This is a genomic window from Pseudomonas sp. LBUM1652 (genome assembly GCF_059716105.1).
This window is the reverse complement of the sequence record NZ_CP166804.1, coordinates 4636593-4650358: the sequence shown is the minus strand read 5'-3', so window position 1 is coordinate 4650358 and position 13766 is coordinate 4636593. Positions and strand designations below refer to the sequence as shown.

The window sequence follows — 13766 nt, the reverse complement described above, 5'->3', positions numbered from 1 at the left end:
CTGCTGAACAATGCCCGCATTCGTGCGGGTTTTTTTTTGCGCCGCTTTCAGTTCCCTTAAACGTCTAAACAATGTGTATCAAAGGATTAGATCGGTCGCTTTTGGCGGCGTTGTCGCACAGCCTGTGCGACGTGGCTGTGATTTACTGCCGCCAGCAAAACGGACAGGAGTTTGCTTGCTCATGGAATTGAGAATTGATCGACAGGCAATGGTGCCGGTCGTGCAGCAGATTGTTGACGGACTGACTGACTGGATACTGCAAAGCGGAGTACCACCGGCCACCCGTTTGCCCTCCGTTCGGCAGATCGCCCGGGGCAATCTGCTCAGCCAGTCGTGTGTTGTCGAGGCTTGTGAGCGGTTGGTGTCGCAGGGCGTTCTGAGCACGCGTCAGGGTGCTGGTTTTATCGTGGCAGCGTCGCCTTCCAGGGAGGGCGCGGAGGACGAGTTGCTGTCAATCGAGGGGCGACATGCCTGGTGCGATGCGGTGTGCGGCGCAACAAGCGGATTGAAACTCGGCGGTGGTGGTTTGCCGGAGAGCTGGCGCGAGCCCGACGATCTCAGCTACGCATTGCGTGAAGTGGCGCGTACCGACATGGCCAGTCTGTTCAACTACAGCACGCCACTGGGCCTCGCGGCGTTGCGCGAGCAGATCGTCAAACGCCTCAAACTATTCAGTATCGAGGCCCGCAGCACGCAGTTGTTGAGCACATGTGGTGCCAGCCATGCGCTGGATCTGATCGTCCGTACGTTGTTCAAGGCCGGCGACTGCGTGGTGGTCGAGACGCCCGGTTATGCGCCGCTGTTCGACCTTTTGCGCCTGCATGGCGTGCGCATGCTCGAAGTGCGTCGTACGCCCAGCGGGCCGGATCTCGAGGCGCTCGAGGTTTTGCTGCAACAGTTTCAGCCCGGCGCATTCTTCATCAACAGCCATCATCACAATCCCACCGGCAGTTGCCTGACGCCGGCGGTGGCTCAGCGGGTCATGCAACTGAGCAAACTCTACGATGTGCGCCTGATCGAAGACGATGTCTACGCTGACTTGCACACGGGTAACGGTGCGCGTCTGGCCGCACTGGATGACGATGGGCGTGTCATCTATGTGGGCAGTTTTTCCAAGACACTGAGTAGTTCGTTGCGGGTCGGTTTTGTGAAGGCCGACAGTAAGCTGATTGAGCGGCTGGCTCAGGTGAAGATGATCAGTGGCCTGGGAGGCTCGAGGTTTTGCGAGGCGGTGTTGACCAGCCTGTTGGCGACGGGTGCTTACCGCAAACTCGTAAATCGTCAGCGGCAGCGCCTGAATGCCGATCGCGCCGCCGCGCTGCAGGCGCTGGAGGACGCCGACTGGGAAGTATTCGGCAAGCCGACTGGCGGGTTGTTCATCTGGGCTCGTTCACGAATGACCGATCAGGCACAGGTGTATCAGCTGGCTCAACGTTGCGGCGTATTGCTGTCGACCCCTGATGCCTTCAGTCCCAATGGCGAGGCCGGCGATTGGCTGCGCATCAACGTGGCTTACGCCTGCGATCCGCGTGCCCGACAGTTCTTTCGCAATACCCGTTCGGATCGACCTCAAGTGTTCTGAAAACGACGCAGGCGTAGCTTTTTGCCATTATTCCGACGCCAGAGACTTGTGCTGGTTCATGGCCATTGCGACTCTTCGTCAACAGACTTTGGCAGGGGACTACGCGCAATGATTTCAGCCGTGCAAGGACGTTTTGCCAACCTCGGTATGGCGAAAAAACTGGGTATCGGGTTTGTGCTGGTTTTGCTGCTGACCGCGCTGGTGGCGGCCATTGGCGTCTGGTCCCTGCAAACCATCAGTCTGCGCTTCGACGGGCTGAAACAGATGTCCTCGCTCAATAGCAGCCTGCTCAAGGTTCGCCTGCTTGAGCAGGAATACGCCTTGCGCGGTAACCCGAAAACGGCCGATGCCTTGCGCGAAGGCGTGGATGGTTTGATGGCTCAGGCCAACGCGCTCAAGGCGCAATCGCCGGCCAACGTGCCGGTAATGACCGATGTCGAGCAATCGCTGGGGGCCTATCGCAAGTCGTTCGATGAGTTCGTTTCGTTGACCCAGGCCAAGGATCTGGCTTTGGAAATGGCCAGTTGGTCGGTCTCCAGTGTGGCCAACAACCTCGACGTGTTGCAGGCCGGGTTGGCCGATGACGGTGCGTATACCTTGAAGGACAGCGAGGGTAAGGACGGTGCGCAGTTCATCGAGCAGGCCAATCAGGTCAGTCAGGTGTCGAGGCTGATGCTGCAAGCGATGAATGAGGCGCGGATTCGTCTGGATCAAAGCCGCAAGGGCGATACCGACAGTGCCGGCAAGGGCAATATCGAACAGGCCGCCCAGGCACAGACTCAAGCCGAAGAGTTGAAATCCATGGTCAAGGATGAGGGTTATCTGACGGTGCTTAATGAGGTCTCCGGGCATATCGCCGGCTTCAACGACAAACTGGCCGAGTACACCGGGTTGCTGGATCAGGAAAAGACGGTGTACGAACAATTGCACCAGCGTGCTGCGCAAGTGGTGAAAAGGGTGGATCAGGCTTACGTTGCCGAAGACGCAGCCATGCAGGCGGAACTGAAAAAGAATTCGGTGTTGATTGTGGGCTCTTCGGCGCTGGCACTGCTGGTCGGGTTGATTGCGGCGTGGGTGATTACTCGACTGATCGTCGCACCGTTACGCAGTGTGATCACTGTTGCGCAGCGGATTGCGGCCGGGGATCTGAGCGCGACTGTCAAGGTGACCCGGCGTGACGAAATTGGCCAGTTGATGTTGGCGATGCAGCAGATGGGCGCAGGCCTCAGCACTATTGTCAGCGGCTTGCAGGCCGGTATCGAGCAACTGGCCAGTTCTGCGCAATCACTGTCGGCAGTGACCGAACAGACCAATCTTGAGGTCAGCAGTCAGAAGGAGGAAACCGAGCAGGTGGCCACGGCGATGAATCAGATGACCGCCACCGTCCACGATGTTGCGCGCAACGCTGAAGAGGCGGCGTTGGCGGCGCAGACTGCGGACGACAAGGTCGAGAGCGGTCAGCAGGTGGTGCGCCAGAGCATGGCACGGATCGAACAGCTGGCGGATTCGGCGACGTCGGCCAGTTCCAGCATCGAGAGCCTCAGTGCTGAAATCCAGAATATCGGTACGGTGCTGGAGGTGATCAAAAGCGTGGCAGAGCAGACCAATCTGTTGGCGTTGAATGCGGCGATCGAGGCGGCGCGGGCAGGGGAGCAGGGCAGGGGCTTTGCGGTGGTGGCGGATGAGGTTCGTGCGCTGGCCAGACGCACGCAGCAATCGACCGAGGAGATCGAGCGGTTGGTCAGTGCGTTGCGCTCCGCGGCGCATTCGTCGGTGCAGCAGATTCAGAGCAGTGGTGAGTTGGTGAAGTTGGCGGTGAGTGATGCGTTGCAGACGGAAAGTGCGTTGGGGAGTATTGCGGCGGCGGTTTCGTTGATTCAGCAGATGAATCAGCAGATTGCGGCGGCTGCCGAGGAGCAGAGTTCGGTGGCCGAGGAGATTAATCGCAGTGTGACGAGTATTCGCGCGAGTGCGGATCAGTCTTCGATTGCGATGCGCGGGAATGCGGCTTCGAGTATTGAGCTGGCGCAGTTGGGGGGGGAGTTGCGGGGGATGGTTGGGCATTTTCGGCTTTGAGCCTTGGCGGCCTTAGGGCCGACCAGGTTCATGGTTTTTTGTGAATATCCGTTTTTTGTGGTGTTGCGGATTACGGTTCCGCCCTTACGGCGGGTCACCTTTTCCAAACGCCGAAAAGGTAACCCAAAAGGCTTTACCCTGACGTTCGGCCCTCGCTGTGGCTCGGGTTCCTTCGCTACGGGATTGATCCGGGCGCATCGCCTCCGGTTTGCTGCGCTGCACCTCCTCTCGATGTGTTTGGCTTCGCCAAACGGTCGCTGCGCTCCCACCCCCGGATCAATCCCTCCACTCAGCCTTCCGACGGGCTTTAAGATCAAAAGCTGCACTCGAGCTAACGCTCATTGTGTTGAGTGGGGCGGCTTTGCCGCATGGGGCGCACACAAATTGAAACTGTAGGAGCCAGCCTGCTGGCGATGGCGGCCTTACAGCCGACCGGTCTCTGGCAGGGGGCATGCAGTTCACTGTGGGAGCGAGCCTGCTCGCGAACGCGGTTTATCAAACAACCCATCTCTTTCAGTCTTCCCCAATCAAGAGCCACAAAAAAGCCACCTCTCGGTGGCTTCTCTTTCAGCATCTTTGATCAGTCGTAGATCGCTTTCTTCTTCCAGTCTGCATCGGCTTCAACATCTTTGAGCCCTGCAGTCAGTTGGTTTTCTTCGCCTTCAACCGGTGCAATTTTGTCCATGACCTGGGCGTTGGCGCGGGCCAGCAGTTTTTCCAGGTATTGAAGTTGTTCGGAGTAGATTTGCGGGTCCTGCTGTTTGCGCAGGTATTGCACGCCGCGTTCGAAGGCGAGGCGGGCCTGGCCGGGCTGGTTTTGTTGCAGGGACTGCTGGCCGAGGTTGTTGAAGAACTCGATGTGCAGCAGGACCAGAATGTGGCGGACTTCACGCACCCAGTGTTTGGCTTCGTTCGGCGGCAGGAAGCCGTCATGCGCGGCGCGGGTGATCTGGCCGTGGAGGGCTTCGAGCAGGAAGCGTACATCTTTGGCTTTGGCTTCGGTCAGGATCGGCGCCGGCGGATTGTTGACCGGGATCGATTCGCCCTGGGCCACCAGCGCGTTGAGTTCGGTGATGCGTGCTTTGGTTGTAGCGCTGGTTTTTTCCAGGTTCAGCAGACGCTGGCAGACGTTCAGTTCCAGTCGGGTCAGCAGCAGCTTGAGTGCCGGGGTCATGAACTGGCCGGGGAAGGTCTCGGTCAGTTCGCCGCAGCGGCGCAGGCGGTCGTTGAGTTCGACCTTGGTACGGATCTTCTCTACCTTGTTGTTTTCCACCACATGGTTCATGTAGCCAATGGCGATCAGAATTGCGATCCCGGCTATGACAAGCAGGGTGATCATGAGTGGTGTCACCGGTAAGACCTCTTTATAGGATTCGCATGCGAGTGTAGTGGCTGGGCATTTGTGCGCCTAGCGCCGCTCGACGAGTTGGATCGGTTGGTTCAATCTGTATCGGCCGCGCACTGCTTATATGAATGCTGGCGCTTAATGTTCAAATTGCCATCACTGTGTTGCGGACTATAGCGTCTTGGCGAGTGTCGGAATATAGGCGTCAAACCTCAAGCGACGGAAAAGCTTGCGAGGGCCCTTAAAGCAGGTCGAAGTCATTGATTTAAATAAATTTATATCAGGGGGTTGACGACCTCCCAATCCATCCATAGAATGCGCGCCACTTACAGCGTAAAGCACACAGCGAAACGCGGTAGGGAGTGAATGTTGTAGCGTGTCCCCTTCGTCTAGTGGCCTAGGACACCGCCCTTTCACGGCGGTAACAGGGGTTCGAGTCCCCTAGGGGACGCCAATGCGGGAATAGCTCAGTTGGTAGAGCACGACCTTGCCAAGGTCGGGGTCGCGAGTTCGAGTCTCGTTTCCCGCTCCATTTTTAAACAGCACTGCTTTCGGGCGGGGCTGAGTGAAACCAGAACCAAGTCTTCGGACGCGGATCTGGACACCGAAACACACACCATGTGTTCCGGGTAGCGTGTCCCCTTCGTCTAGTGGCCTAGGACACCGCCCTTTCACGGCGGTAACAGGGGTTCGAGTCCCCTAGGGGACGCCATTTGCGGGAATAGCTCAGTTGGTAGAGCACGACCTTGCCAAGGTCGGGGTCGCGAGTTCGAGTCTCGTTTCCCGCTCCAATTTCACAAAAACGCCGCTCATTCATGAGCGGCGTTTTTGTTTGTGCGTTTTTTGTATTTTCCCTGCCCGTTTCATCCATAGCAGTCGGCTCAGGTTCGTGGCTGTCAGTTGAAAAAAAAGGCCCGCCGATGAAAATCGGCGGGCCTTTTGCTTTGTGGGGAAAATTACCAGGACATCATCAATCGACCGGCAAACAGAATCAGCACGACGCCCATGGTGCGCTCGAACCAATGGCCCATGCGCATGAACAGCAAGCGCACTTTGTTGCTGGAGAAAAACAGCGCAACGATCACGAACCACAACGCGTTTACAAAACACATCCACAAGCCATAGAGCGCCTGGATTTGCAGCGGCGTATTGGCGCTGATGATCGTGGTGAAGATAGCCAGGAAAAACAGTGTGGCTTTGGGGTTGGTGGCATTGGTCAGAAAACCGGTACTGAAGGCCTTGAACAGGGTTTGCTCGACGATCGGTTCGTCTTTGTTTTTATCCCCTTCAAGTGTCGATTTCGGTTTGCTGCGCAGCAGGCTGACACCCAGGTACAAGATGTAAGCGCCACCAATCACCTTGGCGACAGTCAACAACCACGGCGTTGTATGCATCAAGGCGCCGACGCCAAGCAGGGTGTAGAGCACGTGCACGGAAATGCCCGCGCCGATGCCCAGCGCCGTGCAAATACCCACAATTCGTCCAAAACGCACACTCTGGCGAATGGTCACGGCGAAGTCAGGGCCAGGAGCGACCACAGCCAAAAAGTGAATGGTGGCCAGCGCCAGAAACTCGCCCAGGTAATTCGATAACATCTCAGCTCCAGAAGGTCAGGGGTGAAGCATTGCCGCGATAGCCGACAAAGAAGGAAAGGCTCAAGCGCGGATCCGCCACACCTGGCGTCACCGAGTGCATGCAGCGCGAATTGAACATGATGAAATCGCCGGGCTCGGGCCGCACTTCAAGGGTCGGCGGGCCAAGCAGTGCGGGGTCGATGCCGTAACTGTCGCCGCGCATTTCGTCGAACTGATCGGGAGAAATGTCGTCGTCCCACATTTGCAATGCGCCGCCCTCGGTCGGCATGTTCAAGTAAACGTTGCAGGCAAATTGCGCTTCGAGGCTGCGGGCCTGAAAGCTCTCCGGTGCGTCCTTGGCGAAAATGTCGTGATGGGCAAGGAAGCACACGCCCGGCTTCACCACCCGCGACAGGCCGACATACATCTTGCGACCGTAGAGGTTTTCCAGATGGGCACCGGCCGGCCAGGATTCGTCGAGCATGCAGCGCAAGGTGTCGACCGGCGAGGAATAGGGCGCACAGCGATTACGCAATTCAGCGATGTTGCTGGTGGCGCGTTCGAAGTAATCCTCGATCAACAGCGGTTGGTTTTCTGCCTCGTAAAACGCCATGCCGATGCGGCCGATACTCGGTGCGTTTATGTAGCCCTCAAAGCCTGGAGCGAGAATCTTGTCGCCAATCTGGATCGCCAGCGGCTCGGGCAAAAAGCCTTTGACGCGGATGGCGAGGACTTCTTCGTTGGCCAGTTTTTTTATGCACGTCTCATCGAGACGCTCGACGTCTAGCATCATTTTTTTAGGTCCATCTATCGATAGTCAACGGAACCGGCGAGTGCGGTTCCCCGGCGCCGGACGCTGCGCAGGGCAGCGTCCGAAATGCTCAATCCACGCTGTAGTGGACGGACAACGTGCCTTTCTTCTGCGAAAGGGACGCGATCGTGACTGTGCCCAGATCCTTCAGGCTGCGTACATGGGTGCCACCGCAGCCATAGGCCGGCAGTTCACCAAAACCGATTTCCCGCGCGCCTTCGCGCAGCGAGGTCAGGCGCGGCAGATCATCTTCGATCCACTGGCCGATGCCGTGTTGAACGGTTTGTGCATCAACTTCTTGAGCCGCATCGCCCGGCTTGAATTGCACCCGGCCCTCATCCGGCCAGTGGTGCGCCTTGATTGGCATCCAGCCCATGGCCTGGACGAAATGCCCGATCAGGTGCCCGGCCGAATGCATGCGCGTGTTGAAGCAGCGGCGTTGTTCATCGACCCGGATACAGGTCATGCCGAGTTTTACCGGTCGGTCGACAAAATGAATGATCCGGTCCGGTTCCTGTACGACGCGCAGCACCTGGCTTTCGCCAATCCAGCCGGTGTCGCAGGGTTGGCCGCCACCTTGCGGGTGAAACAGAGTGGCGCGCAGCACTACGGCAAATTCGTTCTCGTAGGGCGTGCAGTCGAGGACTTCCACATTGGCCTTGAGGTCATCACTATGGAAAAAGAGGCGAAGCGTCATATTCCATGCCCTTATTAAAGTTTCTATTTTTATTATATGAATCGTGCAATAACGTGATAATCCGTTCAAACATCAAAGGACTTGTGCGCTGTGAGCATCAATCTTCCCTTGCCGTTGCTCGGCGAAATGGCGATTTTCGTCAAGGTCGTGGAGACCGGCAGCTTTTCTGAAGCGGCTCGCCAACTGGGTTCGTCGCCGTCGGCGATCAGTCGCAGTATTTCGCGACTGGAAAAGGCCTTGGCCACTCGCTTGTTGCAGCGCACTACGCGCAAGTTGCGCTTGAGTGATGGCGGGGAAGAGGTGTTCAAACGCTGTCAGGAGATGGTCAGCGCTGCCAAGTCAGTGATGGAAATCAGCGGGCAATTCACTCATGAAGCCGAGGGCCTGGTGCGGGTCAGCGTGCCGAAGGCGGTGGGGCGTTTTGTCATTCATCCACACATGCCCGAGTTTTTGCGGCGTTATCCCAAGGTTGATGTGGAGTTGCTGCTGGAGGATAGGCAAGTCGATCTGATTGACGACCATGTCGACCTGGCGATTCGAATTACTGATCGGCCGCCAGCCGGGTTGGTCGGGCGGCAGTTGCTGACCATTGATCATTTGCTCTGCGCCACTCCGCAATATCTGGCCGAACACGGCACGCCGACGCACCCTCAAGATTTGCTCAATCACAGCTGCATTTATCTGGGCGAAACCCCGAGTGATGCGCGCTGGAAATTCAAGAAAGGCAGCAAAGCGGTGACGGTTGGTGTGCGTGGTCGATATGCCGCCAACCACACCGGCGTGCGCCTGGGGGCGGTGTTACAGCACATCGGCATTGGCAGCCTGCCGTATTTCACTGCGCGTTATGCGCTGGAGCAAAAGTTGGTGGTGCAGGTGCTGCCGGACTGGACGTTCCTGGCTTCCTACCACGGTGGTCTGTGGCTGCTGCATTCGCCTACGCGCTACTTGCCGCCAAAACTGCGGGTGTTTATCGATTATCTGGTGGAGTGTCTGGACAAAGAGCCGACCTTGAGCAAACCGGGAAAGGCAGGCAATACCAGTAATGCAGCGATGGCCTACGAGCTGCCGGAGAGCGAGGGATTGCTTTAAAAGCTGAAGATCAAAAAAAGGCCCGCATGAATAGTCATGCGGGCCTTTTCATTACTCGATGAGTATCAGTGCTTGCTGTCCTGAGCGGACATCGCCAACAGCTGCTTTTCCTGGTTCCAGTCGAACGGCTCATCGTTCTGTTCAGCTTCAAATCGACGTTCTTCCAGCGCCTGATACATGTCGATTTCTTCATCGGCCAGGTAGTGCAGGCAGTCGCCGGCGAAGAACCACAGCAGATCCCGCGGGATCAAGTGGGCAATTTGCGGGTAACGGGTAATCACTTGAGTCAGGATGTCCTGGCCCAGGTATTGGCTTTCGATCGGATCGATCGGCAATGACGCCAGCAGTTCGTCGAAGCGCTCCAGGAACAAGGCATGGCTTTCTTCGGGAACCTGTTCGGCCTCACCTACGGCGACCAGGATACTGCGCAGGTGGTCGAGCAAAACAAGATGATCGGCAACGACGTTGGACACGAGATAAGTCCTCAAGAGCAAAACGGGCGCGGGAGTATAAAGCGCCCGCGCCCATTTTTCACAAATAAACAGCTATACGTTGGAAGGGATCAGCGGACTTTCCCCTCAGCCAGCGTCAGCTCCTCTTTGTCGAAGTCATCGACGTCGATCACCTTGCGCCGCGCCGCTTCGGCATCGCGCAAGCTCTGCGCTTCCACCGGTTGCAACACGCCGGCCTCCAAAGCCGCATCGATAGCGTGTTCGCCTGCGGCCGGTTTGACCTGACCGCTTTTCAGCGACGTGTGCAGCTTTTTGTGCAGCGGTTGCGCGGTGTGCAGCAAGTCGCTGGCGTGCTGCAGGGCACCCACTGCATCGTCTGCCGATTGCGGGCGATAGCAGCCGGCAAGCAGTTCTTCCAGTGCCGGATCACCCTTGGCACGGCCAATGACACCTGCGACCTCGGCACCGAGTTTGTCCGACGGGCCTTTGTGACGACGACCGAACGGGAACACGATGACCCGCAATACACAGCCGAAGACTTTGTTCGGGAAGTTTCTCAGCAGTTCATCCAGTGCGCGTTCCGACTGGCCGAGGCTTTCTTCCATCGCCCAGCGGAACAGCGGCTCCATGTAAGCCGGCGAATCCAGATCGTGATATCGCTTGAGCGCGGCGGAGGCCAGATACAGGTTGCTCAATACATCGCCCAGACGTGCCGACAAGCGTTCGCGACGTTTCAGTTCGCCACCCAGCAACATCATGCTGAAGTCGGCCAGCATCGCGAACGCCGCGGCCTGACGATTGAGTGCGCGGAAGTAGCCTTGGCTGATTTTGTCCCCCGGCGCGTGTTCGAAGTGGCCGATACCCAGGTTCAGCACCAGCGTGCTGGCGGCATTGCTCACGGCGAACCCGATGTGTTTGAGCAGCAGGCCGTCGAACTCTTTCAGCGCCTGATCCTTGTCCTCGCGACCGGCGAGGGCCATTTCCTTGAGCACGAACGGATGGCAGCGAATCGCGCCCTGACCGAAGATCATCAGGTTGCGCGACAGAATGTTCGCACCTTCCACGGTGATGAAAATCGGCGCACCGTTCCAACTGCGCCCAAGGTAGTTGTTCGGGCCCATGATGATCGCCTTGCCACCGTGCACATCCATGGCGTGGCTGATGCACTCGCGACCGCGTTCGGTGAGGTGGTACTTGAGGATCGCCGACAGCACCGACGGTTTCTCGCCCAGATCCACCGCGTTGGCGGTGAGCATGCGTGCGGCGTCCATCATCCAGGCGTTGCCGCCGATACGCGCCATCGCCTCTTGAATACCTTCGAAGGCCGACAGCGGTACATTGAACTGCTCGCGAATCTGCGCATATTGCCCGGTCACCAGACTGGTGAACTTGGCCGCGCCGGTGCCGACCGCCGGGAGCGAGATCGAACGCCCGACCGACAGGCAGTTCATCAGCATCATCCAGCCTTTGCCGAGCATCTCCTGACCACCGATGAGGAAGTCCAGCGGGATGAACACGTCTTTGCCCGAGTTCGGGCCGTTCATGAACGCAGCGCCCAGCGGCAGGTGCCGACGGCCGATTTCCACGCCCGCGGTATCGGTCGGAATCAGCGCCAGACTGATGCCGAGGTCTTCCTTGTCACCCAGCAGGTGATCCGGGTCATACGCTTTGAAGGCCAGGCCGAGCAGAGTGGCCACCGGGCCGAGGGTGATGTAGCGCTTTTCCCAGTTCAGGCGCAGGCCAAGGACTTCCTGACCCTCCCACTGACCTTTGCAGATGATCCCGGTGTCGGGCATTGCGCCGGCGTCCGAACCAGCGAGCGGGCCGGTGAGGGCGAAGCACGGGATGTCATCGCCACGGGCGAGCCGCGGCAGATAGTGATTGCGTTGCTCGTCAGTGCCGTAATGCAGCAGCAATTCGGCTGGGCCTAGCGAGTTGGGCACCATGACCGTGGACGCGAGATCGCCGCTGCGGGTGGCGAGTTTCATCGCTACTTGGGAGTGAGCGTAGGCGGAGAAGCCTTTACCGCCGAATTCCTTGGGAATGATCAGGGCGAAGAAGCCGTGTTCCTTGATGTGCGTCCACGCTTCTGGGGGCAGATCCATCGACTGGCCGATCTGCCAGTCAGTGACCATCGCACAGAGTTCTTCGGTCGGGCCGTCGATAAAGGCCTGCTCTTCTTCGCTCAATTGCACCTTGGGATAGGACAGCAGTTTGTCCCAGTCCGGACGGCCGCTGAACAGTTCACCGTCCCACCAGACCGTGCCGGCATCGATCGCGTCGCGTTCGGTCTGCGACATCGGTGGCAGGGTTTTCTGGAACCAGTTGAACAGCGGCGCAGTGAAGTGTTTGCGACGCAGGTCGGGCAGCAGCAGCGGCGCGGCAACCACCGCCAGGACGACCCAGAACACCAGCAGCAGCCAGCCCGGCGCGTGACTGAAAATCCCCATTGCCAGCAGGTAGACGGCAACGATGCCCAACGCGGGCAGCGGGGCGATGCGCCGGTGGGCGAGATACGCCACGCCAACGATCAAAACCAGTATCCACAACAACAGCATATTTCAGTCCTCCGTGAACCAAGGCAAATCGACCCTCCAGAGCTTAGACGGCATCTGCAAAAGCGGGTGGTCAGAGCAAGGTGATTGAAATCGTGGGAAACCCCGGACGGTTTTCGTAGGTTCGGTGGGCAACGCGTGTGGGAAATCGTTCGCCAGTCCCGCGTCTTTGCGTCCAAGTTTGGCCGAAACGTCGTTATCTCTGTGCTTGAGCTGTCGCTAGACTCGGGGCTCACCCAGGAGATCTGTCGTCATGCACGAGTATCTGAGTCCCGGCCGCTTCATCGATAGTGACCACCCGGCGGTGGTGGAGTTCGCCGAAATGCATCGTGGTGCCAGCCGCGATCCACTCGCGCAGGCGGTCAGTCTGTATTACGCGGTGCGTGAGGCGGTGCGCTACAACCCTTATACCTTCAGTCGCGATCCGCAAACGTTGCGCGGCAGCTATGCGCTGGCGACAGGGGAAAGCTACTGCGTGCCGAAAGCCACGCTGCTCGCCGGGTGTGCTCGACATTGTGGAATCCCGGCGCGCATCGGTCTGGCCGATGTCCGCAATCATCTGTCGACCCCGCGTCTGCTTGAGCTTCTGAAAAGCGATATGTTCGCCATGCATGGCTATACCGAGTTGTTTCTCAATGGTCGCTGGGTCAAGGCAACACCGGCGTTCAACCAGAAACTCTGCGAATTGTTCAATGTGGCACCGCTGGAGTTCGACGGCATCAACGACAGCGTTTTCCACCCGTTCAACCGTGACGGTGCGCAACTGATGGAGTATCTGGTCGATCACGGCCAGTTCGCCGATGTGCCGGAAACCTTCTTCTTTGAACACCTGGAGAAGTGCTATCCACACCTGTTCGGTGATCATCAGCCGCAACTGTTGGGTGACATGCACAGTGATGTCAGGCTCGTCTGATCCGGCGTATGCTGCCTGCCCACTCATTTGCAAAGAGGCGGTCATGCTGAAGATCTGGGGACGGAAAAACTCATCGAATGTCAGGAAGCCACTGTGGGCTGCCGAGGAATTGGGCCTGGCTTACGAGGCGATTGATGCCGGTGGTGCGTTCGGCGTGGTCGACACGCCCGAGTACCGCGCGATGAACCCGAACGGTCGGGTGCCGGTGATTGAGGATGACGGCTTCGTGCTGTGGGAATCCAACGCCATCGTCCGCTATCTGCTAGCCAAACATGCGCCCGATAGCGCGTGGTATCCGGCGGATGCACAGGCCCGGGCCACCGCCGACAAGTGGATGGACTGGACCACCTCGAGTTTTGCCGGGCCGTTCCGCACAGTGTTCTGGGGCGTGTTGCGTACCCCGGTGGACAAACAGGATTGGCCCGCCATCAATGCCGCGATTAAAGAATGTAATGAGTTGCTGAGCATGGCCGATCAGGCACTTGCCAGCCAACCGTACTTGTCCGGCAACGAAATCGGCATGGGCGATATTCCGCTCGGCAGTTTCATTTATGCCTGGTTCGAGATGCCTGTCGAACGCGCGGCACAACCGAATCTGCAAGCCTGGTACGAGCGCCTGAAACAGCGTCCGGCGTATCAGAAAGCAGTCATGACCGCGTTGACTTAATACCT

The 13766-nt window shown here is 58.3% G+C and carries 11 protein-coding genes, 4 tRNA genes and 1 pseudogene; 10 read left to right on the top strand and 6 right to left on the bottom strand.

Going from position 1 to position 13766, the window contains the following annotated elements:
• Window positions 1-181: 181 nt before the first annotated feature.
• From ACA069_RS20935 to ACA069_RS20925, 3 genes and pseudogenes are all read left to right on the top strand, one after another.
• A complete protein-coding gene (locus tag ACA069_RS20935) occupies window positions 182-1582 on the top strand; it encodes an aminotransferase-like domain-containing protein (protein WP_497615129.1) in 1401 nt (466 codons plus the stop codon).
• A gap of 108 nt (window positions 1583-1690) precedes the next feature.
• A pseudogene (locus ACA069_RS20930) lies at window positions 1691-2797 on the top strand (HAMP domain-containing protein); the annotation flags it as partial.
• On the top strand, window positions 2777-3658 hold the full coding sequence (locus ACA069_RS20925) for a methyl-accepting chemotaxis protein (RefSeq protein WP_401270200.1): 882 nt from the start codon (window positions 2777-2779) through the stop codon (window positions 3656-3658). The pseudogene ACA069_RS20930 and the gene ACA069_RS20925, both read left to right, overlap by 21 nt.
• A 580-nt stretch (window positions 3659-4238) precedes the next feature.
• On the opposite strand, the gene ACA069_RS20920 is transcribed toward ACA069_RS20925, so the two are convergent.
• A complete protein-coding gene (locus tag ACA069_RS20920) occupies window positions 4239-4997 on the bottom strand; it encodes a hypothetical protein (protein WP_187677823.1) in 759 nt (252 codons plus the stop codon).
• 384 nt (window positions 4998-5381) lie between these two features.
• Here ACA069_RS20920 and ACA069_RS20915 point away from each other — a divergent pair.
• The 4 genes from ACA069_RS20915 (at window position 5382) to ACA069_RS20900 (ending at window position 5794) form a co-directional block, all read left to right on the top strand.
• Window positions 5382-5457 (top strand) — tRNA-Glu (locus tag ACA069_RS20915).
• A gap of 2 nt (window positions 5458-5459) precedes the next feature.
• A tRNA-Gly gene (locus ACA069_RS20910) sits at window positions 5460-5535 on the top strand.
• A gap of 104 nt (window positions 5536-5639) precedes the next feature.
• Window positions 5640-5715, top strand: a tRNA-Glu gene (locus ACA069_RS20905).
• A 3-nt stretch (window positions 5716-5718) separates the two neighbouring features.
• Window positions 5719-5794 (top strand) — tRNA-Gly (locus ACA069_RS20900).
• 165 nt (window positions 5795-5959) lie between these two features.
• On the opposite strand, the gene ACA069_RS20895 is transcribed toward ACA069_RS20900, so the two are convergent.
• The 3 genes from ACA069_RS20895 to ACA069_RS20885 form a co-directional block, all read right to left on the bottom strand.
• The gene (locus tag ACA069_RS20895) at window positions 5960-6598 is read right to left on the bottom strand and encodes a LysE family translocator (protein WP_401270164.1); all 639 of its coding nucleotides are present in this window, start codon (window positions 6596-6598) and stop codon (window positions 5960-5962) included.
• A 1-nt stretch (window position 6599) separates the two neighbouring features.
• Complete coding sequence (locus ACA069_RS20890; protein WP_401270162.1) at window positions 6600-7370, bottom strand: 2OG-Fe(II) oxygenase; 771 nt, start codon at window positions 7368-7370, stop codon at window positions 6600-6602.
• An 88-nt stretch (window positions 7371-7458) separates the two neighbouring features.
• Window positions 7459-8085 carry an alanyl-tRNA editing protein gene (locus ACA069_RS20885; RefSeq protein WP_489878987.1) on the bottom strand — a complete coding sequence of 209 codons (627 nt, stop codon included), beginning with the start codon at window positions 8083-8085 and terminating at the stop codon, window positions 7459-7461.
• A gap of 90 nt (window positions 8086-8175) precedes the next feature.
• Between ACA069_RS20885 and ACA069_RS20880 the strand changes: the two genes are divergently transcribed.
• Window positions 8176-9174, top strand: a complete 999-nt coding sequence (locus tag ACA069_RS20880; RefSeq protein WP_489878988.1) for a LysR family transcriptional regulator — start codon at window positions 8176-8178, stop codon at window positions 9172-9174.
• A 65-nt stretch (window positions 9175-9239) separates the two neighbouring features.
• On the opposite strand, the gene ACA069_RS20875 is transcribed toward ACA069_RS20880, so the two are convergent.
• Together ACA069_RS20875 and ACA069_RS20870 are read right to left on the bottom strand one after the other, a co-directional pair.
• Window positions 9240-9647, bottom strand: coding sequence for a PA2817 family protein (locus tag ACA069_RS20875; RefSeq protein ID WP_305439164.1), 408 nt, complete (start codon window positions 9645-9647; stop codon window positions 9240-9242).
• Window positions 9648-9736: 89 nt separating this feature from the next.
• Window positions 9737-12184, bottom strand: a complete 2448-nt coding sequence (locus tag ACA069_RS20870; RefSeq protein WP_497615128.1) for an acyl-CoA dehydrogenase — start codon at window positions 12182-12184, stop codon at window positions 9737-9739.
• A gap of 250 nt (window positions 12185-12434) precedes the next feature.
• Between ACA069_RS20870 and ACA069_RS20865 the strand changes: the two genes are divergently transcribed.
• Both ACA069_RS20865 and ACA069_RS20860 read left to right on the top strand, forming a co-directional pair.
• Complete coding sequence (locus tag ACA069_RS20865; RefSeq protein ID WP_187677815.1) at window positions 12435-13094, top strand: transglutaminase-like domain-containing protein; 660 nt, start codon at window positions 12435-12437, stop codon at window positions 13092-13094.
• 43 nt (window positions 13095-13137) lie between these two features.
• Window positions 13138-13761 carry a glutathione S-transferase family protein gene (locus ACA069_RS20860; RefSeq protein WP_401270148.1) on the top strand — a complete coding sequence of 208 codons (624 nt, stop codon included), beginning with the start codon at window positions 13138-13140 and terminating at the stop codon, window positions 13759-13761.
• Window positions 13762-13766 lie beyond the last annotated feature (5 nt).

Bases quoted from the DNA above. Each gene is read 5' to 3' on its own strand.
- ACA069_RS20925 (WP_401270200.1), top strand. From the start codon at position 2,777: ATGTTGGCGATGCAGCAGATGGGCGCAGGCCTCAGCACTATTGTCAGC.
- ACA069_RS20895 (WP_401270164.1), bottom strand. From the start codon at position 6,598: ATGTTATCGAATTACCTGGGCGAGTTTCTGGCGCTGGCCACCATTCAC.
- ACA069_RS20870 (WP_497615128.1), bottom strand. From the start codon at position 12,184: ATGCTGTTGTTGTGGATACTGGTTTTGATCGTTGGCGTGGCGTATCTC.
- ACA069_RS20890 (WP_401270162.1), bottom strand. From the start codon at position 7,370: ATGATGCTAGACGTCGAGCGTCTCGATGAGACGTGCATAAAAAAACTG.
- ACA069_RS20920 (WP_187677823.1), bottom strand. From the start codon at position 4,997: ATGATCACCCTGCTTGTCATAGCCGGGATCGCAATTCTGATCGCCATT.
- ACA069_RS20885 (WP_489878987.1), bottom strand. From the start codon at position 8,085: ATGACGCTTCGCCTCTTTTTCCATAGTGATGACCTCAAGGCCAATGTG.
- ACA069_RS20865 (WP_187677815.1), top strand. From the start codon at position 12,435: ATGCACGAGTATCTGAGTCCCGGCCGCTTCATCGATAGTGACCACCCG.
- ACA069_RS20860 (WP_401270148.1), top strand. From the start codon at position 13,138: ATGCTGAAGATCTGGGGACGGAAAAACTCATCGAATGTCAGGAAGCCA.
- ACA069_RS20935 (WP_497615129.1), top strand. From the start codon at position 182: ATGGAATTGAGAATTGATCGACAGGCAATGGTGCCGGTCGTGCAGCAG.